The organism is Streptomyces sp. WM6386 (genome assembly GCF_000972385.1).
Lineage (GTDB): Bacteria > Actinomycetota > Actinomycetes > Streptomycetales > Streptomycetaceae > Streptomyces.
On sequence record NZ_JXTE01000048.1, the window covers coordinates 50,092 to 70,063 of the forward strand.

General features: G+C 69.7%; 16 protein-coding genes and 1 pseudogene. 7 read left to right on the plus strand and 10 right to left on the minus strand.

Translation table 11 applies throughout. The features are described from left to right. Window positions 1–12 precede the first annotated feature (12 nt). From TN53_RS26620 to TN53_RS26635, 4 genes are read left to right on the plus strand one after another with little or no spacing between them, the layout of a single operon-like run. Entirely contained in the window at window positions 13–1,536 is a 1,524-nt protein-coding gene (locus TN53_RS26620; protein WP_046261198.1) for an anchored repeat ABC transporter, substrate-binding protein, read from the plus strand. Next, a complete protein-coding gene (locus tag TN53_RS26625; protein ID WP_046261199.1) occupies window positions 1,536–2,936 on the plus strand; it encodes a choice-of-anchor M domain-containing protein in 1,401 nt (466 codons plus the stop codon). The genes TN53_RS26620 and TN53_RS26625 overlap by 1 nt, the downstream gene beginning before the upstream one ends. Next, entirely contained in the window at window positions 2,933–3,646 is a 714-nt protein-coding gene (locus tag TN53_RS26630) for an anchored repeat-type ABC transporter ATP-binding subunit (RefSeq protein ID WP_046261215.1), read from the plus strand. The genes TN53_RS26625 and TN53_RS26630 overlap by 4 nt, the downstream gene beginning before the upstream one ends. Beyond that, window positions 3,643–4,542 (plus strand): anchored repeat-type ABC transporter permease subunit, encoded by a 900-nt coding sequence (locus TN53_RS26635; RefSeq protein WP_052745319.1) that lies wholly within the window; start codon window positions 3,643–3,645, stop codon window positions 4,540–4,542. The genes TN53_RS26630 and TN53_RS26635 overlap by 4 nt, the downstream gene beginning before the upstream one ends. Here TN53_RS26635 and TN53_RS26640 read toward each other — a convergent pair. Next, complete coding sequence (locus tag TN53_RS26640) at window positions 4,496–5,458, minus strand: LysR family transcriptional regulator (protein ID WP_046261200.1); 963 nt, start codon at window positions 5,456–5,458, stop codon at window positions 4,496–4,498. The genes TN53_RS26635 and TN53_RS26640 overlap by 47 nt on opposite strands. Window positions 5,459–5,521: 63 nt before the next feature. Between TN53_RS26640 and TN53_RS26645 the strand changes: the two genes are divergently transcribed. Together TN53_RS26645 and TN53_RS26650 are read left to right on the plus strand one after the other, a co-directional pair. Further along, window positions 5,522–6,787, plus strand: a complete 1,266-nt coding sequence (locus TN53_RS26645) for an MFS transporter (RefSeq protein WP_046261201.1) — start codon at window positions 5,522–5,524, stop codon at window positions 6,785–6,787. A gap of 322 nt (window positions 6,788–7,109) precedes the next feature. Continuing rightward, window positions 7,110–8,132, plus strand: coding sequence for a sigma-70 family RNA polymerase sigma factor (locus tag TN53_RS26650; protein WP_046261202.1), 1,023 nt, complete (start codon window positions 7,110–7,112; stop codon window positions 8,130–8,132). Between the two features lie 30 nt (window positions 8,133–8,162). Here TN53_RS26650 and TN53_RS48495 read toward each other — a convergent pair. Further along, a pseudogene (locus TN53_RS48495) lies at window positions 8,163–8,402 on the minus strand (hypothetical protein); the annotation flags it as partial. A gap of 144 nt (window positions 8,403–8,546) precedes the next feature. Between TN53_RS48495 and TN53_RS26655 the strand changes: the two are divergent. Continuing rightward, window positions 8,547–9,467, plus strand: a complete 921-nt coding sequence (locus TN53_RS26655; protein WP_046261203.1) for an AEC family transporter — start codon at window positions 8,547–8,549, stop codon at window positions 9,465–9,467. A 64-nt stretch (window positions 9,468–9,531) separates the two neighbouring features. On the opposite strand, the gene TN53_RS26660 is transcribed toward TN53_RS26655, so the two are convergent. The 8 genes from TN53_RS26660 to TN53_RS26695 all read right to left on the minus strand — a co-directional run bounded on the left by TN53_RS26660 (window position 9,532) and on the right by TN53_RS26695 (window position 19,442). Next, window positions 9,532–10,824, minus strand: a complete 1,293-nt coding sequence (locus TN53_RS26660; RefSeq protein WP_046261204.1) for a thymidine phosphorylase — start codon at window positions 10,822–10,824, stop codon at window positions 9,532–9,534. A 70-nt stretch (window positions 10,825–10,894) separates the two neighbouring features. After that, the gene (locus TN53_RS26665) at window positions 10,895–11,299 is read right to left on the minus strand and encodes a cytidine deaminase (RefSeq protein WP_095046744.1); all 405 of its coding nucleotides are present in this window, start codon (window positions 11,297–11,299) and stop codon (window positions 10,895–10,897) included. Continuing rightward, window positions 11,296–12,555 (minus strand): ABC transporter permease, encoded by a 1,260-nt coding sequence (locus TN53_RS26670; protein WP_046261205.1) that lies wholly within the window; start codon window positions 12,553–12,555, stop codon window positions 11,296–11,298. The genes TN53_RS26665 and TN53_RS26670 overlap by 4 nt, the downstream gene beginning before the upstream one ends. Then, window positions 12,555–13,673, minus strand: a complete 1,119-nt coding sequence (locus tag TN53_RS26675; RefSeq protein WP_046261206.1) for an ABC transporter permease — start codon at window positions 13,671–13,673, stop codon at window positions 12,555–12,557. Before TN53_RS26675 ends, TN53_RS26670 begins: the two co-directional genes overlap by 1 nt. After that, the gene (locus TN53_RS26680; RefSeq protein ID WP_199924654.1) at window positions 13,670–15,331 is read right to left on the minus strand and encodes an ABC transporter ATP-binding protein; all 1,662 of its coding nucleotides are present in this window, start codon (window positions 15,329–15,331) and stop codon (window positions 13,670–13,672) included. The genes TN53_RS26675 and TN53_RS26680 overlap by 4 nt, the downstream gene beginning before the upstream one ends. A gap of 283 nt (window positions 15,332–15,614) precedes the next feature. Beyond that, complete coding sequence (locus TN53_RS26685) at window positions 15,615–16,664, minus strand: BMP family lipoprotein (RefSeq protein WP_046261208.1); 1,050 nt, start codon at window positions 16,662–16,664, stop codon at window positions 15,615–15,617. Between the two features lie 231 nt (window positions 16,665–16,895). After that, window positions 16,896–17,936 (minus strand): BMP family lipoprotein, encoded by a 1,041-nt coding sequence (locus TN53_RS26690; RefSeq protein ID WP_095046747.1) that lies wholly within the window; start codon window positions 17,934–17,936, stop codon window positions 16,896–16,898. Between the two features lie 285 nt (window positions 17,937–18,221). Next, window positions 18,222–19,442 carry an amidohydrolase gene (locus TN53_RS26695; protein ID WP_046261210.1) on the minus strand — a complete coding sequence of 407 codons (1,221 nt, stop codon included), beginning with the start codon at window positions 19,440–19,442 and terminating at the stop codon, window positions 18,222–18,224. Between the last annotated feature and the right edge of the window lie 530 nt (window positions 19,443–19,972).

Below are 19,972 nucleotides of genomic sequence, written 5' to 3' on the forward strand. Positions count from 1 at the left end.
GGAGGGAGCCCCATGCGGGGCCGTCCCACGCGTATCGCGGCCGTGCTGCTCACCGCCGCCTGTGTGCTGGCCGCCGGCTGCGGCCGGAGTGAATCCGGCGCGTCCGACGCCGAGTTGAAGGTCTCCACGACCACCGCGATCATCGCCGACCTGGTCCGGCAGGTCGGCGGTGACCGCACCGACGTGACATCGATCGTGCCGCACCACGGAGACCCGCACTCCTACGAGCCGAGTCCCGGGGACGCCGCGAAGGTCGCGCGGGCCGACCTCGTGTTCGGCAACGGGCTGCTGCTGGAGGAGCCCGGGATCATGAAGATGGTCCACAGCAACGCCCGGAAGTCCGCGCCGAAGATCGAGATCGCCGAGAAGCTGGAGCAGTACGGCGGCAAGGTGATGAAGCTGGAGGAGGACCTCGGGCTCGATGTGCTGTGGCTCGGCTGGGCGGTGGAGGGCGAGGTCGCCGGGGACGGCTCCCAAGTCCGTACGACCGCCACCGGGTTGGAGGGGCCGGGGGATCTGCGGGTCTACCTGACCGACACGCTCGGGCGCCCCAAGGTGTACGTCGACTCCGGTGACGGTTTCGACGACTCGGACTCCTTCACCCTGCCGCCCGAGGCGCACACGCACGTCAACTGGGCGTTCAGCGAGCCGGGAACGTATCGGCTGACGGTCGAGGGGCGGACCGAGACGCTCGACGGGACAACCGAGGAGTTCGGCAGCGGCACCTTCACCTTCGCCGTCGGCACCGACACCCCCGAGGGCGCCACCGTCCTCGACGGTGGACACGCCGACCTCGCACTCAACGCCGGGACCGGGAAGGTGTACGTCCGCGCCGACGACGAGAAGAGCGGCGAGCGGAAGAGGTTCGCGCCGGACGAGGTGGTGCTGAACGTGCCGGACCGGGCGCGCGAATCGGTGCCGGAGGAGAGCGCGTACTCCTTCCTCGGGGACGCCGGTGACCCCCTGTGGGTGCTGCCGCAGGCCGTGCTCGGCAAGCACGTGCACGGCGATCTGGACCCGCACGCCTGGGAGGACGTCTCCAACGCGCAGGCGTATGTGCGGCGGATCCAGGCCGAGTTGGCGAAGGCTGACCCCGCCGGCGCGAAGACGTACGCGAAGAACGCCTCCGCCTACCTGAAGCGGCTCGGCGCGCTGGACGAGGAGGTCGGGCGGACGCTCGCGACCGTCCCCGAACGGAACCGCAGGCTGATCACCACCCATGACGCCTTCGGCTATCTCGCCAAGGCCTACGGCATGGAGGTCGCCGGTTTCGTCGTGCCGGTGCCCAACCAGGAGCCCAGCGCCGCCGAGGTGGAGAGGCTCGGCGACACCATCCGGGAGAAGCGGGTCCCGGCCGTGTTCGTGGAACCCAACCTCGCCGCGCGGGCGAACGTGCTGGAGCGGGTCGCCCAGGACGAGGGGGTCGACGTCTGCACGATCTACGGCGACTCGTTCGACGACAAGGTCCACGACTACGTATCGATGATGCGGCACAACGCGACGGAGCTCGCCGAGTGCCTCGGAGGGGAAGCCTGATGAGGGGCAGTGAACGGGTCGCGGTCGCCGTGGTGCTGGCGGCCGCACTCGCGGGGGGCGGGGTCGCCGTCGCGGACGAGCCGCCGGGCGGGATCGGACGGATCGCTTACACCGATGGGGAGTTGACGCTCGATCCCGGGGACAGCGTCCATGTGGTCGAGGCGGACTCGGTCGCGCCGGGCTGGGACACGACGGGGGTGCCGCCGGGTGCCCTCGCCGGGGACACCGTGACCTGGGCGCTGACCGGGGTCGACGGGCCGGGTGAGGTCACGGTGTACGGAGATGACTCCGTGCTCTTCGACAGCGCGGACGACGTGCCGGACCGGGTCGAGGTGCCGGTGGGTGAACAGGCCCATGGGCGCTGGGGGTTCAGTGAGGAGGGGACTTACCGGCTCATCTTCGAGGCGTCGGGTACGGCGGTGGAGGACGGGCGGGAGCTGTCCGTCGGGACCGTGTACACGGTGGTCGTCGGGGGTGAGGGTGAACCGGTGAAGCCGACCGCTGCCCCCGCACCCGAGGTCCCGGCGCGCGCGCTCGCCGCTCCGGCGGAGATGCCGCGCACGGCCGCCACGTCGGATGTCGTCTCGACCCGGAAGGTCCTCGACGAGGGCCACATCGACTTCGCCGCCCGCGTTCTCGACGACAAGCTCCAGATCCACGTCAAGGACGGCACGGTCTCCGGGAAGACCACCTGGCGCGAGCCGTCCTCCCTGGTCCTGCGGGTGAGACCGGCCGCGAAGAACACCCTGCCCGACAACGACGCCTTCGCCTTCCTGGGCAGACCCGGAGCCGATGTCTGGCTGCTCGACCAGGTGCAGCAGGAAGGGCTGCTGTGGCCCGGCTGGTCGACGGACCATGTCACGGCCGGGGCGATGAAGGGCGGCGTGACGTTCACGCTGACCGACGTCGCGGGTCCGGGCGCGTACGCGCTGTACACGTACGACGCGATGTCCGGCGCCGAGGTGCTGTTCAACAGCAAGGACGGCGTCCCGGACTCCTTCGAGGTCCCCGCGAACACGCATGCGCACGGCGGGTGGGCGTTCACGAAGGAGGGCACCTACCGGCTGACCTTCAGGATGAGCGGGAAACTCGCCGACGGGACGGCCGTGAGCGACACGGAGACCGTGGCGTTCGTGGTCGGGGACGGGAAGGCGGACGCGGTGAGCCCCGGCGGTGATTCCGGGGGTGATTCCTCCGATGCCGGGTCCTCGTCCTCGCTCCCGGAGTCGGAGTCGGAGTCGGAGTCGACCAAGGCTGGGGCAGATCAAGGCACTTCATCCGGCTCCATGGCCGGCACCGGCGCCGGCGACACCACTTTCCTCGCCACCGCGGCCGTCGGCCTCGCGCTCGTCGGTGGGGGTGCGGTGTGGGGCGTACGGCGTCGGCGGCGGGGCGTGTGAACGGGGTGCTGCGGGTGGAGGCCGCGTCCGTCGTGCTCGGGGGGCGGCTCGCGCTGGAGGACGCCTCGCTCGCCGTGGAGACGGGTGAGCTGGTCGGACTGATCGGGCCCAACGGGGCGGGGAAGACGACTCTGTTGCGGGCGGCGCTCGGGCTCGTGCCGCTCGCCTCGGGGGCCGTGTCCGTGGCGTCCCGGCCCGGGTACGTGCCCCAACGGCACGAGTTCGCCTGGGACTTCCCGATCGATGTCGCGGGGGCCGTGCTGACCGGACGTACCAGGGCGATCGGGTGGCTCAGACGGCCCCGGCAGGCCGACCGGGAGGCCGCCGACCGTGCCCTGGAGCTCACCGGGCTCACCGGCCTGGCCCGCCGCCCCATCGGCGAACTGTCCGGCGGGCAGCGCCAACGTGTCCTCGTGGCCAGGGCGTTGGCGGCGGAACCCCGGCTCCTGCTGCTCGACGAGCCGTTCACCGGCGTGGACGTCCCCACCCAGGAGCTCCTCAACCAGCTCTTCCGGCAGCTCGCCGCCGAGGGCCGGGCCCTGCTGATGACCACCCACGACCTGGCGGCCGCCGCCCGCACCTGCGACCGCGTGGTGCTGATCAACCGGACGGTCGTCGCCGAGGGCGGGCCCGAGCTGCTGGCCGAACCGGACCGGATGCTGCGGGCGTTCGGACTCGACCGGGCCATGCCCACGGAGACGGTGACGTGATCGACTTCCTGCTTGATCCCTGGGAACTGCCCTTCATGCAGCGGGCGTTCGCTGTCGCCGCCGTGGTGGGGCTGGTGTGCGGGGTGGTCGGGGTGTACGTGGTGCTGCGCGGGATGGCGTTCATCGGGGACGCGGTGGCGCACTCGGCGTTTCCCGGGGTGGCGCTGGCCTACACCTTCGAGGGGAATCTGCTCCTCGGCGGGGCGACGGCCGGGATCGTCACCTCGGTGCTCATCGCGTACGTGTCGCAGAACCGGCGGCTGAAGGAGGACACCGTCATCGGGGTCTTCTTCGCCTTCGCGTTCGGCCTCGGGATCGTGCTGGTGTCGACGCGGGACACCTGGACGACCGACCTGTCCTCGTTCCTGTTCGGGCAGGTGCTGGCGGTGTCGCCGCAGGACGTCTGGACGGTCGCCGGGATCGGGGCGGTGCTGGTGGCCGTCGTGCTCGCCCTGCGCAAGGAACTCGTCGCGGTCAGCCTGGACCGGGAGACGGCACGGGCTGCCGGGCTGCCGGTGTTCCGGCTCGACCTGACGCTGTACGTGGTCGTGACCTCCACGATCGTGATGTCGCTGGAGGCCGTCGGCAACGTCCTCGTCCTCGCCCTCCTCATCACGCCCGCCGCGACCGCCCGGCTGCTGACCGAGCGGCTGTGGACCATGACGCTGCTCGCGTCGGCGATCGGCTGCGTGGGGAGCCTGGCCGGGCTGTACGTCTCGTACACGTACGACCTGGCGGCCGGCGGCTCCATCGTCGTGGTCCTGACCGGGGTGTTCATGGTGACGTGGTGTCTGGCGCCCAAGCACGGGCTGCTCGCGCGTGCTTCGGCGAAGGCGGTGGTCGGTCCGGTCAGTCCGGGAGGAGACGGCCGCGCTGTGCGAGCAGGAACTTCTTGAAGGCCGCGACCGGTGGTGTGTCCGGGTGGCCGTCGAGCCAGGCGACGCCGATCTCGCGCACCGCGCGCGGGGCGGTGACCGTCAGCTCGACGACACCGGGGCGGGCCACGGCGGGCGGCGGGAGGAGGGCGACCCCGAGACCGGCGGCGACCAGCCCCCGTAGTGTCTCGGCCTCCTCACCCTCGAAGGCGATCCGCGGCTTGAAACCGGCCTCCTGGCACAGGTCGTCGGTGATGCGGCGCATGCCGTAGTTGGGTTCCAGGGTCACGAAGGTCTCGTCGGCGGCCTCGGCGAGGCGCACCCGCTTACGGGAGGCGAGGCGGTGGTCGGCGGGGACGACCAGGCGCAGCTTCTGCTCGTCGAGTCGGCGGCCGACCAGGTCCGGGGCGTCCGGGACCGGGGAGGTAAGACACAGGTCCAGCCCGCCCGCGCGCAGGCGCTCGAGCATCGCCTCGCCGTAGTTCTGGACGAGACTGAAGCGGACACGGGGGTGGTCGGCGCGGAAGGCGCGGATCAGGCCGGGGACCGTCTCCGAGCCCATGGTGTGCAGAAAACCGAAGGCGACCTTGCCGGTGGCCGGGTCGGCGTCGGCGCGGACCTCCTCGGCGGCGCGGTCGATCTCGGCGAGGGCGCGTTCGACGTGGCCGAGGAAGGCGCGCCCTGCCGGGGTGAGGGAGACGGTGCGGCCGATGCGGGCGAACAGGTCGACGCCCAGGTCCTGTTCGAGGCGGACCATCGCGCGGGAGAGCGTGGACTGCGGGACGTTCATCTCCTGGGCGGCCCGGGTGACGTGCTCGGTGCGGGCGACGCCGGCGAAGTACGCCAGCCGCGGGGCCAGCACCATCGACATCTCCGACATGTCTTCTGTGTCACTGGACGGTGACAGTCGAGGCTGTGAGCTGTGTTGATGCACCATGGGAACGATTATGGCAAGTCCATGCATTGGACGCATGAACCGAGGTGTACGTAACTTCGAGGCATGCCTGCCAGTACCGAGGCGCCCATGACCATGGGCGCCGTATCCGCTGTTCCTGCTCCCGACTCCCGTATGGCCCCGGGCGGCCCCGGCTACCGCCGGATGAGCTTCGCCCTCTTCCTCGCCGGGGTGGCGACCTTCGCCCTCCTGTACTCCACGCAGGCCCTTCTGCCGCTGATCTCCGGCGACTTCGGGGTGGCGGCGAGCGACGCGAGCTGGACGGTGGCGGCGGCGACGGGCGGACTGGCCCTGTTCGTCCTCCCGATGAGCGCACTGTCGGAGCGGTACGGACGGCGCACGGTCATGACGGGCTCGCTGGCGGTCGCGGTGATCGTCGGTCTCCTGGTTCCGCTGGCTCCCTCGCTGCCGGTGCTGGTGGCGCTGCGGGCGTTGCAGGGTGCGGCGCTGGCCGGCCTTCCGGCTGCCGCGACGGCCTATCTGGCGGAGGAGGTCCGGCCGAAGGCGCTGGTCACGGCGATCGGACTGTTCGTCGCGGGCAACAGCGTCGGCGGGATGAGCGGCCGGGTCATCACCGGCTGGGTGGCGCAGGAGTGGGGCTGGCGGGTGGCCCTGGGCGTGATCGGTGCGATCGCGGTCGGGTGTGCGGTGGCGTTCCGGCTGCTGCTGCCGGCGCCGAAGCACTTCGTCGCCGGGTCGCTGAAGCCGCGGGTGCTGGTGCGGACGGTCCGTGCGCACCTGTCCAACCCGCTGATGTGCCGGCTGTACGCGATCGGCGCGCTGTTCATGACGGTGTTCGGCGGTGTGTACACGGTGATCGGGTACCGGCTGACGCAGGCACCGTTCGATCTGCCGCAGGGCGTCGTCGGCTCGATCTTCCTGGTGTACCTGGTGGGCACGGTGTCGGCGTCCACGGCCGGGCGTCTGGTGGGGCGCCTCGGCCGGCGGGGTGCGCTGTACGCGGCGGGCGCGACGACGGCGGCGGGTCTGGTGCTGTCGCTGGCGGACTCCCTGGTGCTGGTCCTGCTGGGTCTGGTGCTGATCACGGGTGGCTTCTTCGCGGGCCACGCGTGCGCGTCCTCGGCGGTCAGCAAGACGGCGACCGAGGGGCGGGCGCAGGCCTCGGCGCTGTACCAGTCGGCGTACTACATCGGCTCCAGTGCGGGCAGCACGGTCGGTGCGCTCGCCTTCCACGCGGCCGGCTGGGCCGGGACCGTCGGGGTCGGTCTGCTGGCGGTGCTCGGTGTCGTCACGATCACCGTCCTCGGAACGCGTGCGGCTCGGGCCCAGCAGCGGCTCCTGGTGGCCTGAGCCGTACGCCCCCTTGTTCTTCCCCCTGGTCGAGGTCGGTCGGCCAGGGGGACCGCCTTTTCTCGCCCCCGCTCCCGGCGATCTCAGCCCGTCTGGGGGTACCCCCTCTGGGGGAGTTTGAGGACAAGGCCCCTTCAGGGCCGAAGCGGGGGTCTGGGGGCGGCAGCCCCCAGGGATGGGAACGGGTAAGGGCGGCGGGGGCGAAGAAGCGTCTGAGCTGCATGTTCCATCACTCGGCACGCCATTGTCAGACCCCTGCGATAGCTTCGAACGTGGTGGGCGCAAAGGCGCGACACAGAACGGCCACAGGGGTGGGTGGACGATGACGGACAGCACGACGACAACGGACCTCGACGTCAGGCTGGAGAAGCACCGGGTCGAGCTGACCGGGTACTGCTACCGCATGCTCGGCTCGTCCTTCGAGGCGGAGGACGCGGTGCAGGACACGATGGTCCGCGCCTGGCGCAGCTACGACAAGTTCGAGGGCCGCTCCAGCCTCCGCTCCTGGCTGTACCGCATCGCGACCAACGTCTGCCTGGACATGCTGACGGCGGGCAACAAACGCGCGAGGCCCATGGACCTCACCGAGTCGACCCCGCTCGCCCAGGCCGCCCTCTCCCCCCGCCCGGACCACACCTGGCTGGAGCCGATGCCGGACGCCCGCATCCTGCCCACCGTCGAGGACCCGGCGGAGGCGGCCGTGGCCAAGGAATCCGTGCGGCTCGCCTTCATGGCCGCCCTGCAGCAACTCCCGCCCAAGCAGCGCGCGGTGCTGATCCTGCGCGAGGTGCTGGCCTGGAGGGCGAGTGAGGTCGCCGAACTGCTCGGCACCACGGTCGCATCGGTCAACAGCGCCCTTCAGCGGGCCCGCGCGACCCTCGCCGAGCGGGACGGGCACGGCGCGCAGGCGACGGTGTCCGACCCGCTGAACGAGGAGCAGCAGAAGCTCCTGGACCGCTACATGGCGGCGTTCGAGGGGTACGACATGACGGCGCTGACGGCCCTGCTGCACGAGGACGCCATCATGACGATGCCGCCGTTCGACCTGTGGCTGACGGGCCACGACGACATCACGGGCTTCATGACGACACTGGGCTCGGCCTGCGAGGGCTCACGCCTGGTGCCGGTGCAGGTCAACGGTCTGCCGGGGTTCGCCCAGTACAAGCCGGACCCCGATGCGGGCGGCTACACACCGTGGGCGGTGCAGGTCCTGGAGATCTCAGAGGGCCGGCTCACCGGGTTCCACTTCTTCCTCGACACCAAGAGGTGGTTCCCGCTGTTCGGGCTCCCCCTCCATCTCGACGCATCCGAAGCGGAGTCCGACCAGGTCGAGAAGGGCGTGTAGGGCCGGGTCGGGATCTCTGAGCCGGATCCGTCCGCCGGCCCGCCGGGCGGCGAGTTGGAGCCGAGCCAGCAGGTCGACGGTTCCGAGCCCCGGCGGTCCGAGCCCGGCCACATCACAGACCACGACCCCGGCCCCGGTCGTGTCCAGCAGTGCCCGCACGTCGTCGCACAGCCCCGCCACCTCGTCCCGGGTGACGGGGCCGGCCAGTACGAGCACGGCGGGTGTCATGGCGTCCACGATCTGTAGACCGGGCGGGCGGGCGGAACTCATCGTCGCTGCGAAGGTCCGTGCGGGAGTCCACCGACCGGGATCACATTGACCTGGGCATCCTCTTCCCCAGAGGGTTGGCTGTATGCCCCACGGATCAGCACCGCCCTGGATATCCCACGCTCTCCTCACCGACGAGGAGGTTCCGTGCAGGGGGTGCTGACCGGCTTCGCCGTCATCGCCGTGGTCATCGCGGTCGGGTATCTGATCGGGCGGCGCGGCTACCTCGGTGACAACGGGCGCGAGGTCCTGACCAAGCTCGCCTTCCACGTCGCCTCTCCGGCCCTGCTCTTCACCACACTCGCGCGGGCCGACCTGTCGACGGTCTTCTCCAGCCGCCTGGTCGTGACCGCGCTGAGCACGGCGGCGACGGCGGGCGTCTTCGTCGCGGTGGGTGTCGTACGCGGCTGGGGCGTGGGCCGTACGACGATCGGCGCGCTGTGCTCCAGCTACGTCAACTCCGGCAACCTCGGCATCCCGATCGCCGTGTACGTCCTGGGCGACGCCTCGCTGGTGGCGCCGGTGCTGCTGTTCCAGCTGCTCCTGGTGAGCCCGGTGGCGCTGACCGTCCTGGACCTGGCGGCGAGGGACGGCAAGGACCCCCTGTGGCTACGGCTCCTGACACCGCTGCGCAACCCGATCGCGGTGGGTTCACTGGCGGGGGTCGCGGTCTCGGCGACCGGACTGCGCATTCCGTCGGCGGTCATGGACCCGGTGACGCTGATCGGCAACATGTCCGTCCCGGCGGTGCTGTTGGCGTTCGGCATCTCCCTGTGCGGCAGCACGATGCCGGGGCGAGGTCCGGACCGCCAACTGGTCCTGCTGTCAGTGGCGTTGAAGTCTGTGGGCCAGCCTGCGGCCGCCTGGGCGCTCGCGGTGGGGGTGTTCGGGCTGCGTGGCCACCAACTCCTCGACGTGGTGGTGACATCGGCGCTGCCCGCCGCGCAGAACCTGTACACGTACGCGTCCAGTTACCGGGTGGGCGAGCGGCTGGCGCGGGACTCGATCCTGGTGTCGACCGTGCTGTCGGTGCCGGTCCTGGTGGTGGTCGCGGCGCTGCTGGGCTGACCGCGAGCACGAAAAAAGGGGGGCCGACGCCCGAAGGCATCGGCCTCTCTCCTGTCGCCTCACATCAGGCGATCCGCTCCAGCACCACCGGCGAAGCCGTGAAGTCCGTGCCCGCCGCGGCGATGTCGTAGGAACCCTCGACCGCCTCCAGCGCGTACTCGAAGCGCTCCGGGGTGTCCGTGTGGAGGGTGAGGAGGGGCTGGCCCTCCGTCACCGTGTCGCCGGGCTTGGCGTGCATCTCGATGCCCGCGCCCGCCTGGACCGGGTCCTCCTTGCGAGCGCGTCCGGCGCCCAGACGCCACGCGCCGACGCCGATGTCGTAGGCGTCGAGGCGGGTCAGGACGCCCGAGGACGATGCCTTGATGACGTGCTGCTCCTTCGCCACCGGCAGCTCCGCGTCCGGGTCGCCGCCCTGGGCCGCGATCATGCGGCGCCAGACGTCCATCGCCGAGCCGTCGGCCAGGGCCTTCGCCGGGTCGGCGTCGCGGACGCCCGCCGCTTCCAGCATTTCCTTCGCCAGGGCGATCGTCAGCTCGACCACGTCCGCGGGGCCACCGCCCGCGAGGACCTCGACCGACTCGCGGACCTCGAGGGCGTTGCCCGCGGTGAGGCCGAGCGGGGTGGACATGTCCGTCAGGAGTGCGACCGTCTTCACCCCGTGGTCCGTGCCGAGGCCGACCATCGTGGAGGCCAGTTCACGCGCGTCCTCGATGGTCTTCATGAAGGCGCCGGTGCCGACCTTGACGTCCAGGACCAGCGAGCCGGTGCCCTCCGCGATCTTCTTCGACATGATCGACGAGGCGATGAGGGGGATCGCCTCCACCGTGCCGGTGACGTCGCGCAGGGCGTACAGCTTCTTGTCGGCCGGGGCGAGACCGTCGCCGGCGGCGCAGATCACCGCGCCCGTCGTGTCCAGGACGTGCAGCATCTCCTCGTTGGAGAGCAGCGCGCGCCAGCCCGGGATCGACTCCAGCTTGTCCAGCGTGCCGCCGGTGTGGCCGAGGCCGCGACCGGACAGCTGCGGGACGGCCGCGCCGCAGGCGGCGACCAGTGGGGCCAGCGGAAGCGTGATCTTGTCGCCGACGCCGCCGGTGGAGTGCTTGTCGGCGGTCGGGAGAGACAGCGAGGAGAAGTCCATACGCTCGCCGCTCGCGATCATCGCGGCGGTCCAGCGGGAGATCTCGCCGCGGTTCATGCCGTTGAGGAGGATGGCCATGTTCAGCGCGGCCATCTGGTAGTCGGCGACCTCCCCGCGGGTGTACGCGTCGATGACCCAGTCGATCTGCTCGTCGCTGAGCTCACCGCGGTCCCGCTTGGTGCGGATGACGGAGATGGCATCCGTAGAGAACACAGCCATGGCATTCCTTCCGTACAAGGCAGAAAAAGTGCGCGGCCCCCCTGATCGACTCAGAGGGGCCGCACGGGAGTTACTTGGTGGTGAGATGGTCCGGGCCGAAGGCCTGCGGCAGCATCTCCGAGAGCGGCAGGATTCCCGCCGGGGTCTCCAGCAGGAGATCGGGGCCGCCGAACTCGTACAACAACTGACGACAGCGGCCGCACGGGACGAGGACCTCGCCCCGGCCGTCGACGCACGTGAAGTGCGTCAGCCGGCCGCCGCCGGTGCGCTGCAACTCCGAGACCAGCCCGCACTCGGCGCACAGGCCGAGTCCGTAGGAGGCGTTCTCGACATTGCAGCCGGAGACCGTACGGCCGTCGTCGACGAGGGCCGCGACGCCGACCGGGTAGCCCGAGTAGGGGGCGTACGCGTGACTCATCGCCTCGCGCGCCACCTCCCGCAGGGTGTCCCAGTCGAAGTCGGCGGAGAGCGTCACTTGCCCTGTCCCTTCCGGTACGGCAGTCCGTCCGCCTTCGGCATCCTCAGGCGCTGTGCGGACAGCGAGAGCACCAGCAGGGTGATGACGTACGGGCTGGCCGTCACGACCTGGTTCGGGACCTCGTTCGTGGTGGTGTACCAGAGGAACATCAGGGCCGAGATCGCGGCGGTGATGGCGGCGGGGACGTACTTCTTCTTCCAGATGAGGTACGCGACGCCGAACACCAGCAGGATCGCCAGGAGCAGGATCAGCGCGTGGACGTTGGTCGTGCCGCCGCGCAGCTTGAGGCTGTCGGTGTAGCCGAACAGGCCCGCGCCGAGGGCGAGTCCGCCCGGCATCCAGTTGCCGAAGATCATCGCGGCGAGACCGATGTAGCCGCGCCCTGCCGTCTGGCCGTCGAGGTACACGTTGGACGACACGATCGACAGGAAGGCACCGCCGAGGCCGGCGAAACCGCCGGAGATGATCACGGCGATGTACTTGTACTTGTAGACGTTGACACCGAGGGATTCGGCGGCGATCGGGTTCTCACCGCAGGAGCGCAGGCGCAGACCGAAGGACGTGCGCCACAGCACGTACCAGGTGGCGGGTACGAGGGCGACCGCCACCACGGTGAGCGGCGACAGGTCGGTGATCAGGCCGCCGACCAGGCCGGCGATGTCGGAGACCAGGAACCAGTGCTTCTGGTTGAGGGTCTCCAGCCAGCTGGACAGGCCCGGGACGTCGAAGGTGCCCAGCGACTCGATCGGCGGGGACTGCTTGGAGGAGCCCTGCGCGGCCTCCTCGAAGGTGTACTTCGACAGATAACGGGTGGTGCCCAGGGCCAGGATGTTCAGGGCCACACCGGAGACGATGTGGTTGACGTTGAACGTCACGGTGGCGATGGCGTGCAGCACGGCGCCGAGCGCGCCGCCGATGATGCCGACGATCACGCCGGTCCAGGGGCCCCACTGGTAGCCGGCCCAGGCGCCGAACCAGGTGCCGAGGATCATCATGCCCTCGAGGCCGATGTTGACGACGCCCGCGCGCTCGGCCCACAGACCGCCGAGGCCCGCGAGGCCGATCGGCACGGCGGAGCGCAGCGCGGTGGACATCTGGCCGGTCGAGGTGATGCCGTCCGCGCCGGTGATCAGGCGGACGACGGACGTCAGGATGAGAACGCCCGAGATGATCAGGAGGACGACAGGCAGCGAGAGACGGCGGCCGCCCTTTCCGGGCTTCGCCGGCGCCTTGGCGATGGTCGCGGTGCTCATCAGACCGCCACCTCCTTCTTCGTGTTGGCGGCAGCCGCGGCGAGCTCCTCACCGACGCGCTTCTGCTGGCGGCGCAGACCCCAGGTGCGGACGACCTCGTAGGAGATGACGACCGCGAAGACGATCAGGCCCTGCATGATCGTGGCGATCTCCTTCTCGTACGGCTCGGGAGTCGCGTAGTCGAGGGCGGGGGACGCCTTGTCGAGGAAGGCCCACAGCAGGGCGGCGAGTGCGATGCCGCCGGGGTTGTTGCGGCCGAGCAGGGCGATGCCGATGGCGGTGAAGCCGAGGCCGGCCGGGAAGCTGAGGCTGTAGGTGTGGGCGTCGCCGAGCAGCAGCGGCAGGCCCGAGATACCGGCGACCGCGCCGGAGATCAGCATCGCGGTGAGCACCATGCGCTTGGCGTTGACGCCGGAGGCCGCGGCGGCGGACTCGGACTCACCGGTGGCCCGGAGGTCGAAGCCGAAGCGGGTGCGGTTGAGGACGGCCCAGTAGCCGATGCCCATGGCGATCGCGAGGAAGACCAGGCCGTAGATCTCGCCGACGTCCGAGCCGAGGTTGATGCCGGGCACCCAGCCGGAATCCTTCATCACGCCGGTCGTGACGTTGTCTCCGACCAGCACACCGAAGTTGTCGGTGAGGGTGAGGTAGCCGATGAGGCTGGTGGCGATCGAGTTGAGCATGATCGTCGAGACGACCTCGCTGACGCCCCGGGTCACCTTCAGCAGGCCCGCGATACCGGCCCACATGGCGCCGGTGAGCGCGCCGACCAGGAGCAGCAGCGGGATCTGGAGGGCCGACGGCAGCGCCACGTGGGCGCCGACCACCGCGGTCATCATGGCGCCGAGGCGGTACTGGCCGTCGACGCCGATGTTGAACAGGTTCATCCGGAAGCCGAGGGCGACCGCGAGGGCGGCGATGTAGTACATCGACGCCTGGTTGATGATCAGTACCTGTACGTCGGAGAATCCGGCCTGCTCCAGCATGAGCGTGTACGGCTCGATCGGGCTCTTGCCCGAGGCGAGCAGCACGATCGAGGTCAGCAGGATCGCCGCGACGAGCGCCAGGGCCGGTCCGGCCACGGCGAGGAGCAGTCGCTCCTTGTCGAACTTCTTCATCGGGCCTCGTCCTCCGGGGCGCTCTCGTCCTCGACGTGCTCAAGGTGTCCGGTGGCGGCACCCGTCATGGCGGAGCCGAGTTCCTCCGGGGTGACGGTGGCCGGGTCGGCGTCGGCGACCAGCCTGCCGTTGTAGATCACGCGCAGGGTGTCCGACAGGCCGATGAGCTCGTCCAGGTCGGCGGAGATCAGCAGCACCGCCAGACCCTCGCGGCGGGCGTCGCGGATGCGGTCCCAGATCTGGGCCTGCGCGCCGACATCCACACCGCGGGTGGGGTGGGCGGCGATCAGGAACTTGGGGTTGTGGCTCATCTCGCGGCCGACGATCAGCTTCTGCTGGTTGCCGCCGGAGAGGGAGGCCGCGGTGACGTCGATACCGGGGGTGCGGACGTCGTACTCCTCGACGATGCGGCGGGTGTCGGCCTGGGCGGCCTTCGGGGTCAGCCAGAAGCCCTTGGCGTTGGGCGTCTCGGTGACATGGCCGAGGATGCGGTTCTCCCAGAGGGGGGCCTCCAGGAGCAGGCCCTGGCGGTGGCGGTCCTCGGGGATGTAGCCGACGCCGGACTCGCGGCGCTTGCGGGTGGCCCAGGAGGTGACGTCCTCGCCCTCGAAGAAGATGGCTCCGGAGTCGGCGTTCTTGGTGCCGATCAGGGCGTCGATGAGCTCGGTCTGGCCGTTGCCCTCGACACCGGCGATGCCCATGACCTCACCGGCGTGGATGGTGAAGGAGACGTCGTCGAGGACCCTCTTGACCTCGCCGGCGGCCGTGGCGATACCGCCGGTGACACCGCCGGTCGCGGGCTCGGACTCGACACCCAGGGAGGCGCCGCCGCTGGCGTAGACGGTGAGGTCCTTGACCTCGACGACGGCCCGGTCGGTGACGGTCGACTCGGCGGTCTCCGGGGTGGGGAGCTCGCTGCCGACCATCATCTCGGCGAGCTGGCGCGGGGTGGTCTCGGCGGGTACGGCGGTGCCGACCGTCGTGCCGCGGCGGATGACGGTGATCTCGTCGGCGACGGAGAGGACCTCGCCCAGCTTGTGGGAGATGAAGATGACCGACAGGCCCTCGGACTTGAGCTCGCGCAGGTTGGCGAAGAGCGCGGCGACCTCCTGCGGCACGAGGACCGCGGTCGGCTCGTCGAGGATCAGGGTGTCGGCGCCGCGGAAGAGGACCTTGAGGATCTCCACGCGCTGACGCTCGGCGACACCGAGGTCCTCGACCAGGACGTCGGGGCGGACGCCGAGGCCGTAGCGGTCGGAGATCTCCTTGACCTTCTTCCGGGCGGCGCCGCCGATGCCGTACAGCTTCTCGCTGCCCAGCACCACGTTCTCCAGGACCGTGAGGTTGTCGGCGAGCATGAAGTGCTGGTGGACCATGCCGATGCCGCGGGCGATGGCGTCGGCGGGGCTGGCGAAGCTCACCTGGGTGCCGCCGACCGCGATGGTGCCCTCGTCCGGCTTCTGCATGCCGTAGAGGATCTTCATCAGGGTCGACTTGCCGGCGCCGTTCTCGCCGACGAGGGCGTGCACGGTGCCTTTTCGGACAGTCAGGTGGATGTCGTGGTTGGCGACGACACCGGGGAAGCGCTTGGTGATCCCCGCCAGCTCTACCGCGATCGTCGACGGTGCGGTGAGCGGAGGGCTGCTGGACGCGTCGATGGCGCACTCTCCTTGGGAAAGGGGCCGCTCTACGCGCGTAGCGCCCCTGCTTTAAATAGTGCCCGGACCTGATCGTTCTTTTCTGACGGACGATCCGTTCCGAGCATTCTGCCGCGCGAACGGGGTGCGCGTCCCTGCCGTCGATCTCCCGTCGTCCGCCCGTAGGGCGGACGACGGGAGATCGACGGCAGGGACGCGAGGAGCCATCCTCTCCGCGCCCCGTTCCGCGGCCGTAACGCTGCCATTACAGCGTTTCTTTGGCCAAGGCCTCTACCCGGAAGGGTCAGGAGGTCTTCACCTTGATGGTGCCGTCCTTGATGCCCTCGGACGCCTTCTTGATCGCGTCCTGGATCTTGGTGTTGTTCGCGAACTCCGGGTTGGAGTTGGAGACGCTCACGCCACCGTTGGAGAGGCTGCCGCGGACGACGCCGGTCTCCGGCTTGCCGTCGTGGACGGACTTGGCGAGCTCGTAGACCGCGCCCTCGACGTTCTTCATGGCGGAGGTCAGGATCGAGGACTGGTACGCCTTCAGCGCGTCCTGCTTGTACTGGTCGGAGTCGACGCCGATCGCCCAGATCTTGTTGGCGTTGGCGGCCTTGATGACGCCCTGACCGGACAGACCCGCGGCGGCGTAGACGACGTCGGCGCCGTCGTCGATCTGACCCTCGGCGGCGCTCTCACCCTTGTCGGGGCTGGAGAAGCCACCCTCGGCGGCGGTCTCGGTCAGGTACTGCACCTTGACCGTGACGCCCTTCTTGGTGTCCTCGACGCCCTGCTTGTAGCCGGCCGCGAACTTGTGGATCAGCGGGACGTCCACGCCACCGATGAAGCCGACGGTGTTCGACTTGGTGGACAGGGCGGCCGTGACACCGGCCAGGTAGGAGGCCTGCTCCTCGGAGAAGACGAGGTCGGCGACGTTGTCGGCCTTGGTCTGCTCGTCGTCGACGATGCCGAAGGTGGTCTTCGGGAACTTGGCCGCGGCCTCCTTGACGGCCGGCGCGTAGGCGAAGCCGACGCCGATGACCGGGTTGTAGCCCTGCTTGGCGAGGGTCTCCAGGCGCTGGACCTTGTCCGCCTCCGACTCGCCGTCCTGCGGCTCGACGGCCGTGGACTTGTAGCCGAACTCCTTGTCGGCCTTGTCCAGGCCGGCCGTCGCGGCGTCGTTGAACGACTGGTCGCCCTTGCCGCCGACGTCGTACGCCAGGGCCAGACCCAGGTTCTTGCTGTCGCTGCTGCTGCTGGACTCGCTGGACGAGCTGCCACAGGCGGACGCGGTGAGGGCCAGCGCTGCGGTTGCAACGCCTGCAATCGTGATTCGGGACACCCGGCGCATGGAACGAGACTCCTTTGTGCAAGCGCCCAAACCAGGCGCTGGTTCCGCCGCAGCGTAACGCGCGTAGACCAGACGGAAAACCCCTTCTGTCCGGTCCGTTACCGAGCTGTGGCCACAGTTGGTGGACAGACTACGGACAGCAGTACGCCCCTTGCGGGAGGCAAGGGGCGTACGAGCTGCAACGCTGCCCGGGCGGGCGTACGAAGAGGCCTTTCGGCCCTGCGTCGGGCCTTACGAAGTCTTCACCGTCACCTTGCCGTCGATGATGTCCTGCTTGGCCTTGTCGACCGCCGCGACGACATCGGTCATGGCCTTGTACTTCGGGTTGGAGTCGGCGAAGCCCACGCCGCCGGACTTCAGGTCGCCGCGGACGACACCGGTGAGCGGCTTGCCCTCGTAGACCGACTTGGCGAGCTCGTAGACCGCGCCGCCGACGTTCTTGAGCGCCGAGCCGAGGATGTAGTCCTTGTAGCCCTTCAGCGCGTCCTGGTTGTACTGGTCGGAGTCGACACCGATCGCCCAGACCTTCTTGGCGGCAGCCTCGGAGATCACGCCCTGACCGGAGAGACCGGCGGCGTGGTAGATGACGTCGGCACCCTTCTCGATCTGACCACTGGCAGCCTCCTTGCCCTTGTCAGGACTGGAGAAGCCACCTTCCGCGGGCGTCTCGGTCAGGTACTGCGACTCGATCTTGATGCTCGGGTCGACGGACTTGACGCCCTGGATGAAGCCCGCGCCGAACTTGTGGATCAGCGGGATGTCCACGCCGCCGATGAAGCCGACGTGCTTGGCCTTGGAGGTCTTGGCGGCGGCGACGCCCGCGAGGTAGGAGGCCTGCTCCTCGGAGAAGACCATGTCGGCCACGTTGGCGGCCTTGGTCTGCTCGTCGTCGATGATCCCGAAGGTGATCTTCGGGAACTTGGCGGCGACCTCCTTGACGGCCGGCGCGTAGATGTAGCCGACGCCGATCACCGGGTTGTAGCCGGCCTTGGCGAGCTCGGTCAGCCGCTGGACCTTGTCCGCCTCCCCCTCGCCGTCGCTCGGCTGGACGTCCCGGCCGCCCATCTTGAATTCCTTGTCGGCCTGCTGGAAGCCGGCGTAGGCGGCGTCATTGAACGACTGGTCGCCACGGCCGCCGATGTCGTACGCCAGGCCGATGCCCTTGCCCGAGTACGTGCCGGACGAGGACGACTTGGACGCGTCGTCGCTGCCGGCCTCCGTGCTGGACTCGCCACAGCCGACGGCCGCGAGCGCGATGACCGAAACGGCCACCACTGCTTGGGAGAACCTGGTCCTCCGAGATATGGAACGCACAGCAAGCACCCCTTCATCCCACGGCCCGTCGAACGGCCCGCTTCCCCAATGCGCCGCCGATGGTGGCCATTTCGGCGCACAGTAACGCGCGTAGACGAGGAGGGGAACGGGGTTTCTCGCGGCCGTTATCGAACCGTGCCGACTTCGGGTTACGTTCGCCGCCCGCCGGTTACACCCGGGTGACACAAGGGGACGAAGGGGTGCCAAACCGGCCACCCCTTCACAAGATCTTCTACGGACCTGTCAGGAAACCCCATCGAGCAGCGCGGCGGCGGTGAACAGCTCCACGCCCGCCGTGATCGCCGACTCGTCGGCATCGAAGTCACCCTGATGGAGATCCCGCACGGTCCGCTCCCCCGGGGTGCGGACACCGAGCCGGGCCATGGCTCCCGGCACATGCTCCAGATACCAGGAGAAGTCCTCGCCACCCAGGCTCTGCTCGGTGCCCTCGACCGAGGCGGCACCGCGCCGGGCGGTCATGGCATCCCGCAACAGATCAATGACAGCCGGGTCGTTGACGACGGGCGGCACACCGCGCACGTAGTTGATCTCCGACTTGGCGCGATGCAGGTTGGCGACCTCGTCGATCGCGGCGACCACGACGTCGGGCGCCTGACGCCAGGCCTCGATGTCCAGGCAGCGCACGGTGCCGGAGAGCTCGGCGTGCTGCGGAATGACATTGGGCGCGTGGCCGGACTCGATCCGTCCCCAGGTCACGGCGAGCCCGGCACGGGTGTCGATCCGCCGGGCGACGATCGCGGGCACGTCGACGACGACACGCGCGGCCGCGGTCACCAGGTCCGTCGTCAGATGAGGCCGCGCGGTGTGGCCGCCGGGTCCGCCGAGGGAGATCTCGAGCCGGTCGCAGGCGGAGGTGATGGCACCGGCCCGCAGCCCGATCCGCCCGGCGTCCAGCCGCGGGTCACAGTGCACGGCGATGATCCGCCCGACGCCTTCCAGCACTCCGCATTCGATGGCATCGGCGGCGCCACCGGGCAGCACTTCCTCGGCGGGCTGGAAGACCAGCCGTACGGGCCGCGGCAGCAGCCCCTGCCGATGCAGATCGGCCAGCACAAGGCCGGCCCCGAGCACGACCGCCGTATGCACGTCGTGCCCACAGGCATGGGCCCGGTCCGGCACGGTCGAGCGGTACGAGCAGTCACTCTTCGTGTCCGGGATCGGCAGCGCGTCGATGTCGGCCCGCAGCGCGAGCGCGGGGCGCCCACCGCTCCAGTCCCCGATGTCACAGACGAGTCCGGTACCTACCGCGAGCACACGCGGCCGCAACCCGGCCTTCTCGAGCCGCGCCTTGATGGCGGCGGTCGTACGGAACTCCTGGTTGCCGAGCTCCGGATGCATGTGCAAGTCACGCCGGAACGCGACAAGTTCGGCACGCAGCGACTCCGGCAGCGTGCCGGGAAGCGGAGCTTCCGCGGGAAGATCGGCCTCGGACTCTAGGGACATCAATTGCTTCACCCTCTGAAGGGTAGGACGCCGGGCCGACCAACTGCCCCTCGATCAACAAAAGTTCAACCCGTTAGGGGAAGAAAATCCGGCCGCTCGACGCATACGTATCGACTGGGATGGGTAGACTCGCCCGACTTTCCGGCCGAGTGGATCATGAAATCCCCGGAGAGAGACCCGGCCGAGGACATCCGGCCACATCCGTCACTCATCCACTCCTCCCTCCACGGATACCACGCGCGGTGCCGCCCCGTCGGCTCTGTTCACCTGTCGGGACCGCGTCGCCCCGTAATTCCACCCTGCCTCCACTGAGACGCTTGTTCCGGTCCCGGAATCATCACCGCCGAGCGACGTTCCCGCCACGCGGAGCACCCACCCGAGGGCCGACCGCCCCCGGCACGGGCCCTCACCTCAGCGATTGGCAGATCTGTCCCATGTCGGCGACTACCTGACGCAGGCTGACCAGGCGTTTAACTTCCGCATGGCGAGACAGATCTGCCAATCCCGAACCCACCAGCCCGCCCCCGCCC